This window comes from Pseudomonas sp. 203-8 (assembly GCF_020708595.1).
GTDB lineage: Bacteria > Pseudomonadota > Gammaproteobacteria > Pseudomonadales > Pseudomonadaceae > Pseudomonas > Pseudomonas aeruginosa.
The window spans coordinates 528786-544300 of record NZ_JAJFDF010000004.1 but is presented as its reverse complement, the minus strand read 5'-3'; the positions used below and the strand labels follow the sequence as shown (position 1 = coordinate 544300).

Below are 15515 nucleotides of genomic sequence, written 5' to 3'. Positions count from 1 at the left end.
TCGGCTGAACCGCGAATTCGCGACCGAGCATCCCAATCAGGTGTGGTGTGGCGACATCACCTACGTCTGGGCGCAAGGCCGTTGGCACTACCTGGCCGCGGTGCTGGATCTGCATACCCGGCGGGTGGTCGGTTGGGCGTTCTCGGCCAAGCCGGATGCCGAGCTGGTGATCAAGGCCCTGGACATGGCCTACGAACAGCGCGGCAGGCCACAGCAGGTGCTGTTCCATTCAGACCAGGGCAGCCAGGGTGGATTCAACCGGTCGTTGCAACACCTTTGATCGTGGAGGTGTTTATGGGGCGACCTGCAGGGTGGATGCAGGAGTTGACGGGGCGAGGGGCAATGCGCTCGCCAGGTGCCCCGTCACTTCGCCGAGAGATCGAGCGGCTATTTTGGGAACAGATCGCAACCGGGATCACAAGCGAAAGGGCGGCAGAGGCTATTAGCGTATCGTCAGCGGTAGGCACACGCTGGTTCCGTCATCGCGGCGGAATGCCATTATTCATGTCGAACCACATATCAGGAAGGTACTTGTCGTTCGCTGAGCGAGAAGAGATCGGGCTGCTCCGGGCGCAAAGTATTGGTGTGCGTGAGATTGCTCGCCGTCTTGGACGAAGTCCGTCGACCATTTCACGGGAGCTGACTCGTAACGCAGCAACTCGTAGCGGCCGGCTCGAGTATCGCGCTTCAGTCGCGCAGTGGAAGGCTGAATTGGTTGCCAAGAGACCGAAGCCGGCGAGATTGGTGACTGAAAGAGCCCCTTGAAACACAGGACACCGTTTCCCCCTTACCATAAGGGATAGGCAAACGACTGTGTTTATGACTAACAGCAAAGACAAAACCATCGAAGTACTCGGCCAGGAGCGGCGTCGCCGCTGGAGCGTCGAGGAGAAACTGGCCATGGTGCGCGAGAGCCTGGAGCCCGGGCAAAGCGTCTCGGTGGTGGCCCGGCGCAATGGCATCAACCCCAACCAACTGTTCCACTGGCGCAAGCTCTACCAGGACGGCAGCCTCTCGGCGGTCAGTGCCGGTGAAGCGGTGGTGCCCGCTTCCGAATTGGCCGATGCCCTCAAGCAGATCCGCGAACTGCAACGGATGCTGGGCAAGAAGACCATGGAGGCCGAGATCCTCAAGGAAGCGGTGGAGATCGCCCGCTCGCGAAAATGGATTGCGCACTCACCGGTCAATGTGAAACGGGTTTACCGCGTCATGCGGGACCACGATCTGCTGTTGGAACGGCGGCGCAAACAGCCGGGTGTGGCGCGGCGTCACGAAGGTCGTGTGGCCGTGGACACGAGCAACACCCGCTGGTGTTCGGATGGCTTTGAGTTTCGTTGCGAGGATGGCGAAAAGCTGCGCGTGACCTTCGCCCTGGACTGCTGCGACCGTGAAGCCATCAGTTGGGTGGCCAGCCCCCACGGCTACAGTGGCGACGATGTCCGCGACGTGATGCTGGAAGCCATCGAGCAGCGCTTCGGCGGCGAACTGCCTGCGTCGCCGGTGCAATGGCTAAGCGACAATGGCTCGGCCTATACCGCCGAACAGACCCGCGCCTTTGCCCGGCAGATCGGCCTGCTGCCGTTGACAACCCCGGTGTGCAGTCCGCAGAGCAACGGCATGGCCGAGAGCTTCGTGAAGACCATGAAGCGCGACTACATCCGCCACATGCCCAAACCCGATCGAGCAACGGCCCTACGCAACCTGGCCATCGCCTTCGAGCATTACAACGAGGAACATCCGCATAGCGCCCTGAAATATCGCTCACCTCGGGAGTTCAGGCGCTTGGCTGAGGCATCAACTTAACGGGGTACCGGTGTCCGGTTTGATAGGGGCAAGTCCAGTGACCAACCCGCAACTGCGCCATTACGTGCAAGAGCGCTTGGAAGGCAAGGTTCATAACGCTAATGGCCGTGAGATTGCCGGTCCTCTACAGGCACCATTCAAGGGACGAAATAAACCACATCGTGGTGACCGTAAATGGGTCAATGGTTGGTCACCCGAACAGATTGCCAACCGGCTGCAAATCGACTTCCCGGATGACAAGTCCATACGTATTTCTCACGAAGCCATATATCAGGCTCTCTACATTCAAGGGCGAGGCGCTCTCAAGCATGAACTGGTGAGTTGCCTGCGTACTGGGCGGGCGTTGCGCGTACCAAGAGCCAGGGCGCAGGCCAAAGCATGGGCACATGTCAGCGAGGATGTCATGATTTCCAGCCGTCCTGCTGAGGTGGAGGATCGTGCCTTACCAGGGCATTGGGAGGGTGATCTGATCATTGGCCTGAACCGATCCGCCATCGGGACGCTGGTCGAGCGCTCAAGCCGATTTACCATGCTCGTTCATCTGCCTCGCGAGGAAGGTTACGGGCTGACTCCCCGGACGAAGAACGGCCCCGCTCTTGCTGGCTACGGTGCTGTCACCATGACCAATGCATTGAAGAGGGCCGTGACTGGCTTACCCGTTCAGCTGTGGCGATCATTGACTTGGGATCGTGGAAAGGAGCTATCGGATCACGTCCGCTTTACCATTGAGTCTGGAGTAAAAGTCTTCTTTGCCGACCCTCACAGTCCATGGCAGCGCGGTACGAACGAGAATACAAACGGTCTTCTGCGGCAATATTTCCCGAAAGGCACCGACCTGTCTCGTTGGAGTTACCAAGAGATCCAAGCCGTAGCCCATACGCTGAACACTAGACCCAGGAAAACGCTCGGCTGGAAAACACCTGCCGAGGTACTGAACGACTATCTAACATCTATTCAGCAACCCAGTGTTGCGACGGCCGATTGAATCCACCCAGTACGCCAGCCGCCTGTTTCGGCAACGGCTCTGGCGCTATCGGATGCAGCAGAGCATGAGCCGTCGGGGGAATTGCTGGGATAACTCGCCGATGGAGCGCCTGTTCCGCAGCCTGAAGTCGGAGTGGGTCCCGTCAACGGGTTACCTGACGGCGCAGGAGGCCCAACGGGACATCAGTCATTACCTGATGCACCGCTACAACTGGATCAGGCCGCATCAATTCAACGACGGGCTACCGCCTGCGGTGGCCGAAGAAAAACTCAACCCACTGTCCGGGATGGGTTGACCACTACAGATAGCTATTGACCGCCTAGTACGAGCATGCATCGACTCTAGCTCACCAGCCTTCCATGTTCGGACAACACCAACAGGCCGAGAGGAAATTCGAAACACAAGATTATCCAGACACTTCCAAGACGTTCAGCGGTTATTGAGTTCTTATGATGACTGGTACGACTACAGTCCAAGCCTGGAACTCTTCTGGCAAGCCTGTCACGACATCGGTTTGGAAAGAGATCCCAACGGCCCTATCTGCAGGGAGTCCTTCAACTTTGGATACCTCAGCCACCACAAGTCGATGAACACCTTGGTAGACAGGATTCGTGAGCTAGCCACTCATCGAAGTTACAGGCGAGTGCCCTACGACCAAAAGCGCGCTATCAAAGAACGAATCGATGCATTCGAGACCTACATCCCCTGCGTAATGGAGAAATCACCTTGCACAACGATTGTTCGGCTTGACCTTCACTACCGGAGCGCGGTCAATCAGCTCATTCGTATTGAGCACGTCTATCACGATCTAGACACTCTCATTCGTAAGCGCGAACAACACTCGGCCTTCAAGCATGAGACCGGATATGTATGGTCTATTGAACAGGGAAAAGATCGAGGCTTCCACATCCACATAGCCTTCCTGTTCGACGGACGATACGTCGAGAACGATTGGGGAAAGTCAATACAAATTGGCGAGCTCTGGCAAGAGGTTACACGTGACAAAGGTTACTTTTTCTCCTGCAACAACTCACGCCACAAGGAAAAGTTCCGCAAGGAAGGCCGTCTTGCTGTCGGAATGTTTGAACAGCCCTACGAGGCCGAATATTCAACGATTTTCTACGGGGTTGGCTACGTGACAAAGAACGATCAGCCACTCCTCATCAAACCCAAAGGCCGCAGGACGTATGGCAAAGGCCAGATGCCGAAGCTCAGATATCAGTGAGGGCGGCGCACAGCTAACTGCTAGAGCCAGATAGTACCGTCCGAGCGCTCAAAGCATCCTGAATGCTTCGTTCGGGTAGACGGCATAGGCCAGCGTGGGCACAGGATGGTCTTCCCCAATGAAAAAGTCGTATCTAAGTTAATATTTAGCTGCCTTTAATCTCAGGAGCTCGTCATCTAGCCCATAGCGAACCACGTCGATCCGCTCGCTATGCTGGGATACAAAGTCACCGGTCATCACGGGAAACGTGAACGGGAAAAATGCCGGATTGTTCAGGAGCAGCCCCAATGCGCCTGTGGCCTCCGAGGTGGCCAGGAGTGCGGACTCGAGCATCAGGATGGCCAGGTTTGCGTCGACAATGCTCACCGGAGCGGCTTTCTCATAGCAGCCTTTGGCCCCGGAATCCTTCAAAGATCCCCAGGCTACAAATGACCTCAAAACGTACCTGCCATAACGGAAAATCGTTTGCCGGTCGCCATACTGCTCCTTCAAGCGATTGATGATCTGCGTCTGTGTCACCTGATCTTGCAGGGCCAACAGACGGCCGGTCTGCCGGGCCACATTGAACCAGAACGGATAGACCGCCGAGATCATCCCCCAGTGGACCGCCAGGGTCATGGACGGGTTTTCCCGCAAAAACGCCAGTGAGGCATCCCGGAAGGGAATCAACTCGGGGTCAGGAGCGACCCAGATCTTCATCAGGTTGTTGACGACAAAGGTCCGGGTCTGATCGCTTCGTTCGCCTTCGGAGCCGTTGCCTTTTCTGTCCGCGAAGGACTCATGCAACTCATGGCGGATGGTCTTGGCGTCGAGCCCAGCCAGCAGCAGATTGGCTGCTTTCTGCATCCACTCGAAACGGATCACCTGCTTGATGCCAATGGCCTCATGTCTTTTGCCCATCACCGTGTTCTCCTCTCAAACTTCACAAGGGGCACGATGACTTCTTCGATGGCTACACCGCCGTGACCTACGATGGCATCTCCAGGGTTCACGAATGCGTCGCGGCCACCGGCCACCAGGGGGAAATAATCTGCGGGCAATCCGACCGGCTGCCACTCGTGGGCAAACGGGAAGGCCCCAGCCACCTGAGCACGGAGTTCCGGCGTTGGATAGACACGAACACGCTCGCCACGAGTTTCGGCAATCACACCTTCAGATGGGCGGCCTTTACCGTCGCATTGGATGTTGCCATGATCGGCTGTCAGCCAGACCTCATAGCCGTATTCCAACAGTTGGCCGACTAGAGCAACCAGGAACCCACCCTGGCACCATTGCTTGATCTGGTTGTGCATCCCGGCCGAGCCGAGTTGCATGCCGTGCATGATCTTGTCGACCTTGTCCACGACAAGCCCCACCACCTTGGTTTTCCCAGGGTGGATTGCGGAGTCGAGGACGCCCGCTGCATCGCCGTCGCCAAGGCCGCGCTGGTAAGCGACATCCAGCCGGGACAGACCGTGACCTTCCCAGAACTGCTTCCAGAGTTTCTCTTCGCTGTTGGTCGAGTTGATGGATGACGGGAAATAGAGCGGCGGCTTGCCCGAGAAGATCGATTGCCGCGATACCGAGGTCAGCGTCGGAATCCAGGCGAAGGTCGCGGATTCGCGCATGACTAGATTGGCATCCTGCTTTTGCAGAAGCTGGCGGATGGTCGCCCACTGATCCAGGGCCAGACCATCAACCACAATCAGCGCGGCCCGGCTATTGCCGGAGTCTTCGATATCCCGAGCCAGGCGGCGCGGCACATGGTGGAGCATGGCCGGATTGGTCGGCGGCAAATTGATCAGACTGGAGTAGTGGTCGGCAAGCCAACCGGCAAAGGTCGTGTTCAGTGCGTCGCCGATTTCTTTGAGCCGGGCCTGATGCTCGGTGCTGTTGCCGCAATGAACCAGCGAAGAGAGCTCGGCCCATTTCAAAGCAAAGGCGGTCCAGTCCGAGTAACGCGCTTCCGCTGTGGGCAGCTCCTTTTCGACAAGGTCAAACAGGCGGGAGATCCGCAGCTCATCATCGTCCACGCCGGAGGTGGCGATACCGCTTCGAACCCAAGACCCCGCATCCACTTCAATGCCTTTGGCCTCGACAGGGGCGAGCTTCCCTTCCAGGAACAAGTTATCGATGTATACCTTGATGTCCTTATGGTCGAACGGCAGGCGGCCAGGACCGGGATACTTGAGGCCGTATTCCGGCGAATCTTCCCGCACCTGATTGACGCTGCCGAGCCTGGAAAGAAAAAGCGGCCAGCGCTCCTGCAGGAAAGCAAAGAAGGCCTCATCGTCCGGAACGATTTCAGAGAGCGGCCAAGTCTTGAGCCCATCATGGCCTTTAAGAACCTGGATAAGCCGCTCGGCGAGCATCAGCGGGAGTTGCAGCTTGCCGTAGTGCAGGCGGAGCAAGGCGCGAAGCAGCTCCACCTCATTGGCGATCAGTTCCGCCGCAATGCCGAACACATGACGGAGAATGAAATCCTTGGTGGCGTTGTCGCCCATGCGATCCGGCGGCGACTTACGCTGGGCCTCAAAAAGTGAATCCAGCAGGCTCCGGTCGAGCTTCTCGATGACCGGGTAGCTCAAATTGGGAAAGAGATCCCCCAGGTTGAACGACAGTTTCCGACCCGCCTGGAGCAGGTCGTATGGCAGCGACTCCAGCTCCGTATCCTGCAAGCGCAGGACCACCACTAGATCGGTGTGCTCACCCCGATCCCAGATCGAACGGTACCTGGATTCATAGGCGTATCTGAATTCGACCGGATCACTGAACTCGATCAGGTCGAAGCCGCGCCCGCGAAGTTCTAATGCCAACGTCTCCTCGGTCAATAAGCAGTCCGGATCGGCAACCAGGGTTAGCTTGCTGACGTTGGGTATAAAGTCATTCAGGATGGCGTCTCGCCAACTACTCATTGAGCGCCTCCCTTGATAATTCGCAACATCAGCAACGGCCGGATTTCTGGCACGATCTGCCGCGCTGACTGCAACTCGTGTCGCCACTCGGATTCGTCCGCATCGCAACGAGATAGCCTGAATTGCCGCACCTCCGGCAATCCAGCCCGCTCAATGGCCTTGCGGCGCGAGGCAAAGGAGACGATTCCGCGTTCCTCCTCCCGAGCCACAGAGGCGAGATGCGCCTGCTGTAATGCGTCGAACAGCTCCTGTCCGACCTGTTCGGCCGCTTCCTGCAACCGCTCATGGACGGCAATGGATTCATCCTGTTCGAGGGTGACCTGCACCTGGGCTTCCGCAGTCTGCAGCGCATCCCAGATATGCCGGGCCGTGGGCAGAAACAGTTTGCCTTCTTCGCTCAAGAACACACTGACATAACCGCGCCGCACCATGGGGATGCGCAAGAGTTGAGCCTTCTGGTGCATCCCGGCCTGAAGGCGGATCTCAAAGAGCCCCCAGAAACCCGAGATGGTGGCCGGTAGCCCGCTCACAGTCACGCAAGGCACTAGCTGGCCCGCCGCGATCTGCGGGAGGTTCAAGGCCAGCCCACGGACACAGCTGTTTTCAAGATTGAGCAGGGTTGCATCGGTCAGGCGATTCGCTTCCCGGGCGTTGAACACGGCCTTGCGGTGCTCTTGGCCGTCCGGCCAATTCAGATCCCACCAGGAGCGTTTGCGGCTGGCCAAACCGCCGTGCGAATTGAGGTAGCCGACCGTCATCCGCTCCACCCAGTGGGGCAGTGGATGGGAACGCAGACGCTCGGCCGCCTGCACATCCGGTTCGTCCGAGATTCCATAGATGGCGGAAGACTCGTGCACCTGCTGAATCTCATCGCGAAGCCGAGCCACCGTGTGATCGACAGCGGTTTCTATACCGTCAGGATTGAGGATGGCCGAGGCGAACACATCCTCAAACAGTTCACCGGCCTGAGCGGAGTCGAGCACGTCGCCGGTCTTATCGATACCGAACTCGTCGAAGATCACCAAGAGCTTCTGTTCCAGCACTTCGCGGACCCGGAACTCGACCGAATCCTCAAACACGAAATTGATCGCCCGCACCGTTTTGGGCTGGCCGATACGATCCACGCGACCGATCCGCTGTTCCAACCGCATCGGGTTCCAGGGGATGTCGTAGTTGATGATGACATGGGCGAACTGCAGGTTCAGACCCTCACCGCCCGCGTCGGTGGAAACCAGCACGCGGTGCGATCTACGGAAGGCATCCTGGGACTGCTTGCGTTCCTCCATATCCATGGAGCCGTTCAGAGTGACGACCGAGATCCCCCTGGCTTCCAAAAACTCCTTCAGCATCTGCTGGGTAGGCACGAACTCGGTGAAGATCAACACCTTTAAATCCGGTTCGTTTTCCTCGGCCTGCAGCTCGTATATCCACTCGATCAACGCCTCGGCCTTGGCGTCCGGTCCAGCTTGTTCGCAGCGAACCGCCGCATCCAGCAGGGTCTCTACATGGCTGCCTTCGCTTTGCAGAGCCGCCACATGGGATTTCAGCAACTCATCGAGCAGCTCCTGCCCGTCCATGTCGTAGAGCTCGGCTATTTCATCGTCTGGGCTTTCCAATCCCTCCGCGCCGTTTTCCAGTTCAGCCAGACGCAAACTGGCTTGCTGTTCGCCTTCCTTGAGCGCCGCGAGTCGCCGTTCCAATGTGGTGCGAATCGCCCGGGTGCTGGAGACCACCAGGCGTTGCATCAGGATCATCAGAAAACCGATATGGCGCTTCTTCTCGCGCAGGGCCTGGTTGTAGCCCTCGCGCACGTAGTCGGTCACCGCCTCATAGAGAAGCTGCTGCAGGTGATGACGGCTCTCCCAAGCCACCGGGGCCATCTGCGTGCGTCGAGCCTTGAAGAGCGGCTTGCCATCGGCATCGATAGCCTTCCGTTTTTCAGTGCGGATGACATACGGAGCCACCCGATCGCGGGAGACGCTGTCTATATCCGGAAAGGCGTCGTCATCCAGCAGATTCATCAGGCGATGGAAGGCATCGGTCTTCCCCTGGTGGGGCGTAGCGGAAAGAAGCAACACATAGGGCGCAGCCTCCGCCAGCCCCTTGCCGAGTTTGTAGCGTGCGACCTGATCGGTGCTGCCACCCAGGCGGTGCGCTTCGTCAACCACCACCAGATCCCAACCGGCGGTAATCAGATCCTCGAACCGGCTGCGGTTGTATTCGGCGACGCGCTCGGCGGTCCAACCACGCCGTTTGTCCATGGGTTTGACCGAATCCAGGGAGACGATGACCTGATCGAACATCGACCAAGCTGAGTTCCGATGGTCAGCCCCTGGAGCCAGGCGCTGCAATGTGCCGATGTCGTCGCCCAGCACAAGCTGGAACTGCTCGTTGAAGTGGGTTTGCATTTCCGCCACCCACTGGGTAGCGATGCCTTTTGGAGAGACGACCAGGATTCGCCGAACCAGTCCGCGCAGCTTGAGTTCGCGCATGACCAGACCGGCCTCGATGGTCTTGCCGAGACCCACCTCGTCGGCCATCAGGTAGCGCACGCGATCGCCAGAGATGGCCCGGGACAAGGCGTTGATCTGATGCGGCAACGGGATAACGTTGGACTCCATGGGAGCCAGCAATACATGGCCCTCGCTGGCGCTGGTGGAGCCTTCGAGCACCTCAGCCACCTTGGCTGCTGCCGCCACATAGGCAATGCGTCCTGCCTCAATCTCCGGCTGCAAGTCGGCATCCAGCGGCCGCAAGGCGGAGCGAGGCACACGCACCACCGCATCCTGGTTCGGCAACCAGACACGGCACACCGTCTGCCCCCACAAGGTCTGTTCTTCGATGACCTTGCAGGCGCAGTTATGAACGGTGCTGTATTGCCAAACATCCAGCATCGGCATCATCCCGGAATTGAAAAATCGTTGTGATAAACCACGGACGCCAACTCGACTGTCCCGTCGGCGCACTCCCAGTAATGAAGATGGAATTCCCTATCGATATCTCGCCGCTGCGCTTTATCGGAGCCACGCATTCTTTGCGGATCATTTCCGCCTGTCCCTGTCCGCAGAGCGTGTACGGCTGGAAGATTGTGTCCTTTGATAGTCTCAACGATTGATCGGAGAATCTTGGGTGGTACGGAGTCCCCTTGGTCAGCGCAAATCTGCTGGCACAACTCCCGAAATCTGGACCCAATGGCTGGAACAATCACGCCGCCCCAGTCAGGGGAATCACCTTGCGCAATCGCATTTTTGAACAGAGCGATTCGGACGGCGAGTTTAATTCCAAGGTCGTCAGACGCGCCAACCAGAATGGCGGTTTCATCGAGACAATCGATCAGTCCTCGAAAATCGTCACAAACCAACACATCGCCTTCAAAGAACTCGGGCGGGCACGGCAAGACAGGGATATCGTCTCTGGAATGCTCGAGCTCGTGAATATGGGCTCTTACCTGGATTACCTGTTTGGGCGCCTCTCTCAGTATGAGAGAATGGCCACCAAGAGGTTGGGAGCAGTGCTTGCGTAGGACGGCTATCAACGTGATGCATCGGGCAAGATCGGACTGGAGGCCGTCATGAGTTGTCAGCCGAATAACTTCCGGATTTGTTGCCAGATGTTCTGACAAGATATCTTTGACCCGATAGTAGGTTTCAAAGGATGGAGTGATCGTCAGAAGCTGGTTGGCAATTCTCGCAACCGTATTGACGTCGTACTCTACTATGCCGTGGACATTGAACAGTTCTCTGAGTTGCTCCCTCAGTGGATACAATCCGTCGGCAAAAAGTGACTCTGAGGCCCGCTCGCTCATGTAAATGGCTACCCAGGGCTCATCAAGCAACTTGCTCCAGTCCAGTAGCCTATCCACGTACTGGAAAGCATCATCCTTGGCGCAATCAACATGGGGAACTGCAAGCACGCCTGCATCAATTGTGACGCTGGGCAGGCTATGCATCTTTATTCCTCCGGGTTGCCTTGCGCTTCATCGCCGCAGCTCTCAGGATTTCCTCGGCCTGCTGTTGGGACTGATCAAAGAACCCTTCCGGCCAATCTGAGATAGCTCCATACTCATTAATCACCACCTCCCGGAAAGCTGATCCCTGCGACGGCTTTTCCACGAAATAAATCTTGGTCTGGCTGTTCAGCTCCTTCTCGGGTGTTGCCGCTGCAATTCGGAAGCGGAGGCGGTCGATAAAATACTCGCTGTGGGTTTCAACAATGCATTGCTTGTTGCATAGCGCCATCGAAAGGAAAAAATCGCCGAGCAGGGTCTGAACCTTCGGATGAAGGTGCAGCTCCGGCTGTTCAAAAACGAGCGTAGAGTCCGTGTCAGCAAGAAGGCACATGACAAGGATTGGCAGAACCTGGCTGACGCCTACGCCCACATGCGTGAGGTCATGCGTGCTATCCGAATTGGAAAGCCCCACTTTCAGCTCGTGTCCCAACTTTCCCTGATCTCGGCTTTTGACTGAGCTAGCCACTCCCAGATATTGGAGCCAATCGATAACCGCTGCTTCGAGAGTCCGGGTCACTGTTTTGCGGTCAATTACCGGGTCTTTGAAATTTGTTGACGGGATGTAGCGGATCTTCTTATTTTTATGCAGTTCAAGAATGGAAGCAGTGTGCTCTCCGCGTAAGCCTACGTCATGTGGGTCGGCTGCTGGCGCAAGCGGATACAGCGGTTTGGGAGCATCCCTCAACGGGCCGAGGTACTTCAAGGATGAGGCGAAGAAATTATCCAGATACCAGGCAGCCTCAGTTATCAAGCGAGGTGGCCTGGCTTGGACAAAGGCATGGGTCTCTGACTTCCCGGCCGTTGTTGCCTTCATAGCTGCGTGAATACGGCTGAAAAGATCATCGCGCTCACGCAGAACCTGCTGAACCTTCAGACGCTCGTCACGTGGGAGGCTGCGCAACCTTTCATACCAAGACCTGAATGTAAGCGTCTCGGACTCGGAACCGAATAGTGACTCCTGCCGATACCTATCCTTGAAAGTCTGGTCAAAATCGATTGTGCCTTTGAGGACTTCGCGCAACACAGCAATGATCTCTTCGGAAAGAAGGATCTCTCTTCCCATGTTGCGCCGTAAGCCAACGGCCCGACGGCCATCCTCTTGGAGAGCCATGGTGATGGCGTTCGCGTCCTCTTCGATGGTATCGATGGCATAAACAATTCTCTCGGGAAGGAAGTGTCGCAGCATGCAGCCGATTGGCTTGGCTGAACGAAAGTCTTCCTTCACCTCAGTTATGGAGCCATCGTCTAGTTCAACAGCGTAAGCCAAACTGGCGCGTAGCTGATCGTCGATTTCACTCGCACCATTTGCTCTCGCGATTTCGGAGATAGTCTTGGAGGAATGATGAATCGAGATATTGGCTTTCTGATCCACGTTGTCCTCGTCTCTGGATATGCAGGACAACTGAGTGGCAAAGAGCCGAGGTTGGATTTGAAACAAATCACGCTGGGAACTTGAAGGATCAGCATCGAACGAGATCTCACAAGCTATTTCCTGAAGCTGATTGGAGCGCGGCCCGTAGTAAATAGCGCCACGGGGCGCGAACTGAGACAATCTGCCTAATGCAGCATCCTGATCCGCAAGCGGTCGACAGGTACATTTGATGGTGATTTGGTCCGACGCGCTACCATTGGATTTCAGATCGTCAAACTGGCCCAAGCTGGTGAGAGCGCCATTCAATACGACAGATCGTGATCCGACTTTATGGGCTAATGTCTGCGCCACGAGAAGGACGGATTGGATGAAGGTGCTTTTCCCGCTGCTGTTTGCGCCAGCGAAAATCGTGAGCGGGCCGAGATCTAGCTCAGTCTCCTCGCGAATAGACTTAAAGTTGAAGACCTTCCATTTAGTAATCATGGGCTATTCGCCTCCCATCCGTGTAACCGCTTGGTCGTACCACATGAGCAGCTTGGGATCTTCTTCCAGGACGCTGTTGGGGATCTTGTCGGCCACGGCGACGATGACACCGTAGTCGCGCTCCTGCCAGGCTTTCTTAAATCCGGCGCGGACAGCTTCAAGGCGGAAAACCTTGAGTTTCTTTTTGACCTCTTTGTACTCCTCGAACTCCTTGAGCAACGCCTTCTCGCGAAGCTTCTCCAGGTCGCCTGCCTTGTTAGGGTCGGGCACGTACCAGCGATCGCGGGCCTTGGCGACCAGGGTTGGATCAACCTTGGATAAGTTGCGGAGCTCTTTCCAGTTGGTAGAAAGGTAAGCGTGGATCTGCTCCGGCACAGGGCCTTTGCCGTCGTAGCGCAGGAAGTTTTGCTCAAGGAGAGTTGAAAGCTCCAGCGGTTTTTCCGTTTTGCTCCAGCCCCCGATCTCCTTCATAAACTGCGGGTGTAATTCCTGAAAGGTCTGTGGCTTTTGCAGTACTTGCTCTCGCAGCCATTGTCGGGCGGAAGCCTCATCTGAGATAAAGAGCATCAGTTGCTCCACTCCTTGGACGGTCATACGCTTCTTATCGTATTCGGCCGCTTGATGCGGCAGAAAGAACATTCCATCACGTTTAGCAAACCTTTGATCAAGTCCCGTATAAAATTCCGATGCTGACATTGGCACTGTCACACCACGCTGGACATGAAATGCAACCATCCTGTCATATAAGAGGTATTCTTTTCTCTCCGTAATAAATGCTGACTTTCCCTCTTGCTCTACGAAAGTCGGCAAGTTGCCGAGGTGATTTCTGACAAAATCCCAGACGCCATTAACGGTCCCTGCCTCCAACTTGAAGCGCTCTTCTAAACCTTTGTCAGCCTTGTAGGCTGTTACAATGAGATCCTGCTTTACTGTATAACCAGAGTCCTGATGAATCGTACCGTGTTTTTTATCAAGAGCACGAACATCTGCCACAACAAATCCCGCCTTGAACAAGGCCTCCTGCATTGCATTCCATACAGAATTGAGAGAATTGTGAAATTCGAGAGTAATCCAACGACCTGGCTTGAGAATTCTATAAAACTCTGAAAAGCATTTTTCCATTAACAAGCCATAATCGAACACACTTTTATTTGTATGCTCGTTTACTATCGCCTCATTATCAACAGCAGTACTAACCCCAAGCCATGACTCATACACCAAGTTCAAGTCAGAATATATTATATTTTTCCCAAAAGGCGGGTCTACAAAAATATAATCTATCGATTCGTCTTCAATTATCAGCTTCGTTGAACTCCCAGCCTGCATGCATGCATCGCTTTTCAAGCCATGCCCCCAAGCTTTAGCCTGTTTCCTTAACGTCTGCTTCCACTTTAAAAAAATATTAACTTCACACTGTAACTCTGGAACAAACAATGAATTTGATAATGGCCCACACGTCGTACCTTCAGGATGGTGACGATCTATTAAATATCGATTCCTTTTGTTTGCATGACCATCCACAAACCCTGTGAGGATGAATAGCATTTCTTGCTTATACTTCGAGCACATGCAAGCATCGCGGAGTGCGGAAAGGGCGAGGAGATTTCGGTTGGTGTAGAGATGATGCGTATGTGTATAACCCTTTAGGTGATTGCCATCCTTGACATGTCGCCATGTGTGACTCATTGACAATGTCGGAATATTTGAATTACGCAGCAGGTCCTCAGCTTTTCTTATGACCTCAACATCATCTTTTGATGGCGATTTCTTGTAGGCTTTACCATTAATTTTATATTGAATAAGTTTTGGGGCCTGCTTCGGCTGGCTAACGGCATTTCCGGTAACGACGTCAATTTTCATCTCCATCTTTCTGGGCAGAGCACTCCTTTGCAGGAAGGCTCCACACACCGGACAGTGAAACTCCTTTTTTAGCAAAGAGTTTTCCCTATCAACCACAGTGTCATAGGCATCAATCTCTTCCGCGCATTCTGTGCACAGGAAAAAATCCGTCCATACTACGTAGTCTATTGTTCCTTTTGAATCGGTCCCCGAGTGCTGGGTGTCGTAAATCCACCCGTACTCCCTCTCGACCTCATTTATCAATCTTGTTGCTTCACGAACCAACTCATCCGCGGGCCTCTGGCTTAACAAGCCTCTTGTGATGAATGATCCAATTGGCGCGAGATCATTAGTGATGCATTTTCGCGATACATAATGCGGCCGATCCTCAGCCTTATTAACGATTTGCGTGGCAACAGAAGTCATTCCAGTACCAGAAAACCCATCAAAAATTATATCGCCTGGTCCCGTGTAGTGAGCTATGTATCTTGCTATAGCTTTGGGTGGCACTTTTGTGTGGTAAGAGTGCGCGTTGTAGATTGGATCGTTTTTCCCCTCGCTCACGTCGGCCGCAAAGGGTTCGCGGTGATAGTGATAGCCTTCAGGCTGATCCGGCTTCTGCGCCTCCCACTCGGCGATGAAGTCGGCGATCCATGGGTTTGGACACGCGGTGTAATGTGGCGGATCGCTCAGGTTCAGGATGTTCTCGTCGCTACCGATGGGAAATCCTTCGATCTTACGGAACTCCGGGTCCTGCAGCTTCTTGCGCAGCTCTTCGGTAAAGTGGGCGCGACGGGCCTCGTCGTTCTCGAAAGTCATGCCGAGGCAGGTCACCGGGCCGGCCGGATTCTTTTCATTTTGTTGAGTTTGCCCTGCAAACAAATCATCCGTCTTCATATCTCTTC

At 55.4% G+C, this 15515-nt stretch carries 8 protein-coding genes and 4 pseudogenes; 6 read left to right on the top strand and 6 right to left on the bottom strand.

All coding sequences use genetic code 11. From position 1 onward, the window contains the following. The 6 genes and pseudogenes from LJF27_RS12620 to LJF27_RS12595 all read left to right on the top strand — a co-directional run. Positions 1-277, top strand: a pseudogene (locus LJF27_RS12620) (DDE-type integrase/transposase/recombinase); the annotation flags it as partial. 38 nt (positions 278-315) lie between these two features. Beyond that, a pseudogene (locus LJF27_RS12615) lies at positions 316-750 on the top strand (helix-turn-helix domain-containing protein); the annotation flags it as partial. Positions 751-819: 69 nt separating this feature from the next. After that, a complete protein-coding gene (locus LJF27_RS12610) occupies positions 820-1803 on the top strand; it encodes an IS3 family transposase (RefSeq protein WP_023128173.1) in 984 nt (327 codons plus the stop codon). Between the two features lie 37 nt (positions 1804-1840). Beyond that, positions 1841-2788: pseudogene (locus LJF27_RS12605) on the top strand (IS30-like element ISPa37 family transposase); the annotation flags it as partial. Next, positions 2769-3083 (top strand): annotated as a pseudogene (locus tag LJF27_RS12600) (integrase core domain-containing protein); the annotation flags it as partial. The pseudogenes LJF27_RS12605 and LJF27_RS12600, both read left to right, overlap by 20 nt. A gap of 348 nt (positions 3084-3431) precedes the next feature. Then, positions 3432-4013 carry a YagK/YfjJ domain-containing protein gene (locus LJF27_RS12595; RefSeq protein WP_049877512.1) on the top strand — a complete coding sequence of 194 codons (582 nt, stop codon included), beginning with the start codon at positions 3432-3434 and terminating at the stop codon, positions 4011-4013. Positions 4014-4151: 138 nt separating this feature from the next. Here LJF27_RS12595 and LJF27_RS12590 read toward each other — a convergent pair whose 3' ends face one another. From LJF27_RS12590 to LJF27_RS12565, 6 genes are read right to left on the bottom strand one after another with little or no spacing between them, the layout of a single operon-like run. Further along, positions 4152-4913, bottom strand: coding sequence for a hypothetical protein (locus tag LJF27_RS12590; RefSeq protein ID WP_023116934.1), 762 nt, complete (start codon positions 4911-4913; stop codon positions 4152-4154). Next, positions 4913-6907, bottom strand: coding sequence for a BREX-3 system phosphatase PglZ (gene pglZ / locus LJF27_RS12585; RefSeq protein ID WP_023116935.1), 1995 nt, complete (start codon positions 6905-6907; stop codon positions 4913-4915). The genes LJF27_RS12590 and pglZ overlap by 1 nt, the downstream gene beginning before the upstream one ends. Further along, positions 6904-9801 carry a DEAD/DEAH box helicase gene (locus LJF27_RS12580; RefSeq protein ID WP_023116936.1) on the bottom strand — a complete coding sequence of 966 codons (2898 nt, stop codon included), beginning with the start codon at positions 9799-9801 and terminating at the stop codon, positions 6904-6906. Before LJF27_RS12580 ends, pglZ begins: the two co-directional genes overlap by 4 nt. A gap of 5 nt (positions 9802-9806) precedes the next feature. After that, the gene (locus LJF27_RS12575; RefSeq protein WP_023116937.1) at positions 9807-10856 is read right to left on the bottom strand and encodes a hypothetical protein; all 1050 of its coding nucleotides are present in this window, start codon (positions 10854-10856) and stop codon (positions 9807-9809) included. After that, complete coding sequence (locus LJF27_RS12570) at positions 10849-12771, bottom strand: AAA family ATPase (protein WP_023116938.1); 1923 nt, start codon at positions 12769-12771, stop codon at positions 10849-10851. The genes LJF27_RS12575 and LJF27_RS12570 overlap by 8 nt, the downstream gene beginning before the upstream one ends. Positions 12772-12774: 3 nt before the next feature. Then, on the bottom strand, positions 12775-15507 hold the full coding sequence (locus tag LJF27_RS12565) for a DNA methyltransferase (protein WP_025921116.1): 2733 nt from the start codon (positions 15505-15507) through the stop codon (positions 12775-12777). Between the last annotated feature and the right edge of the window lie 8 nt (positions 15508-15515).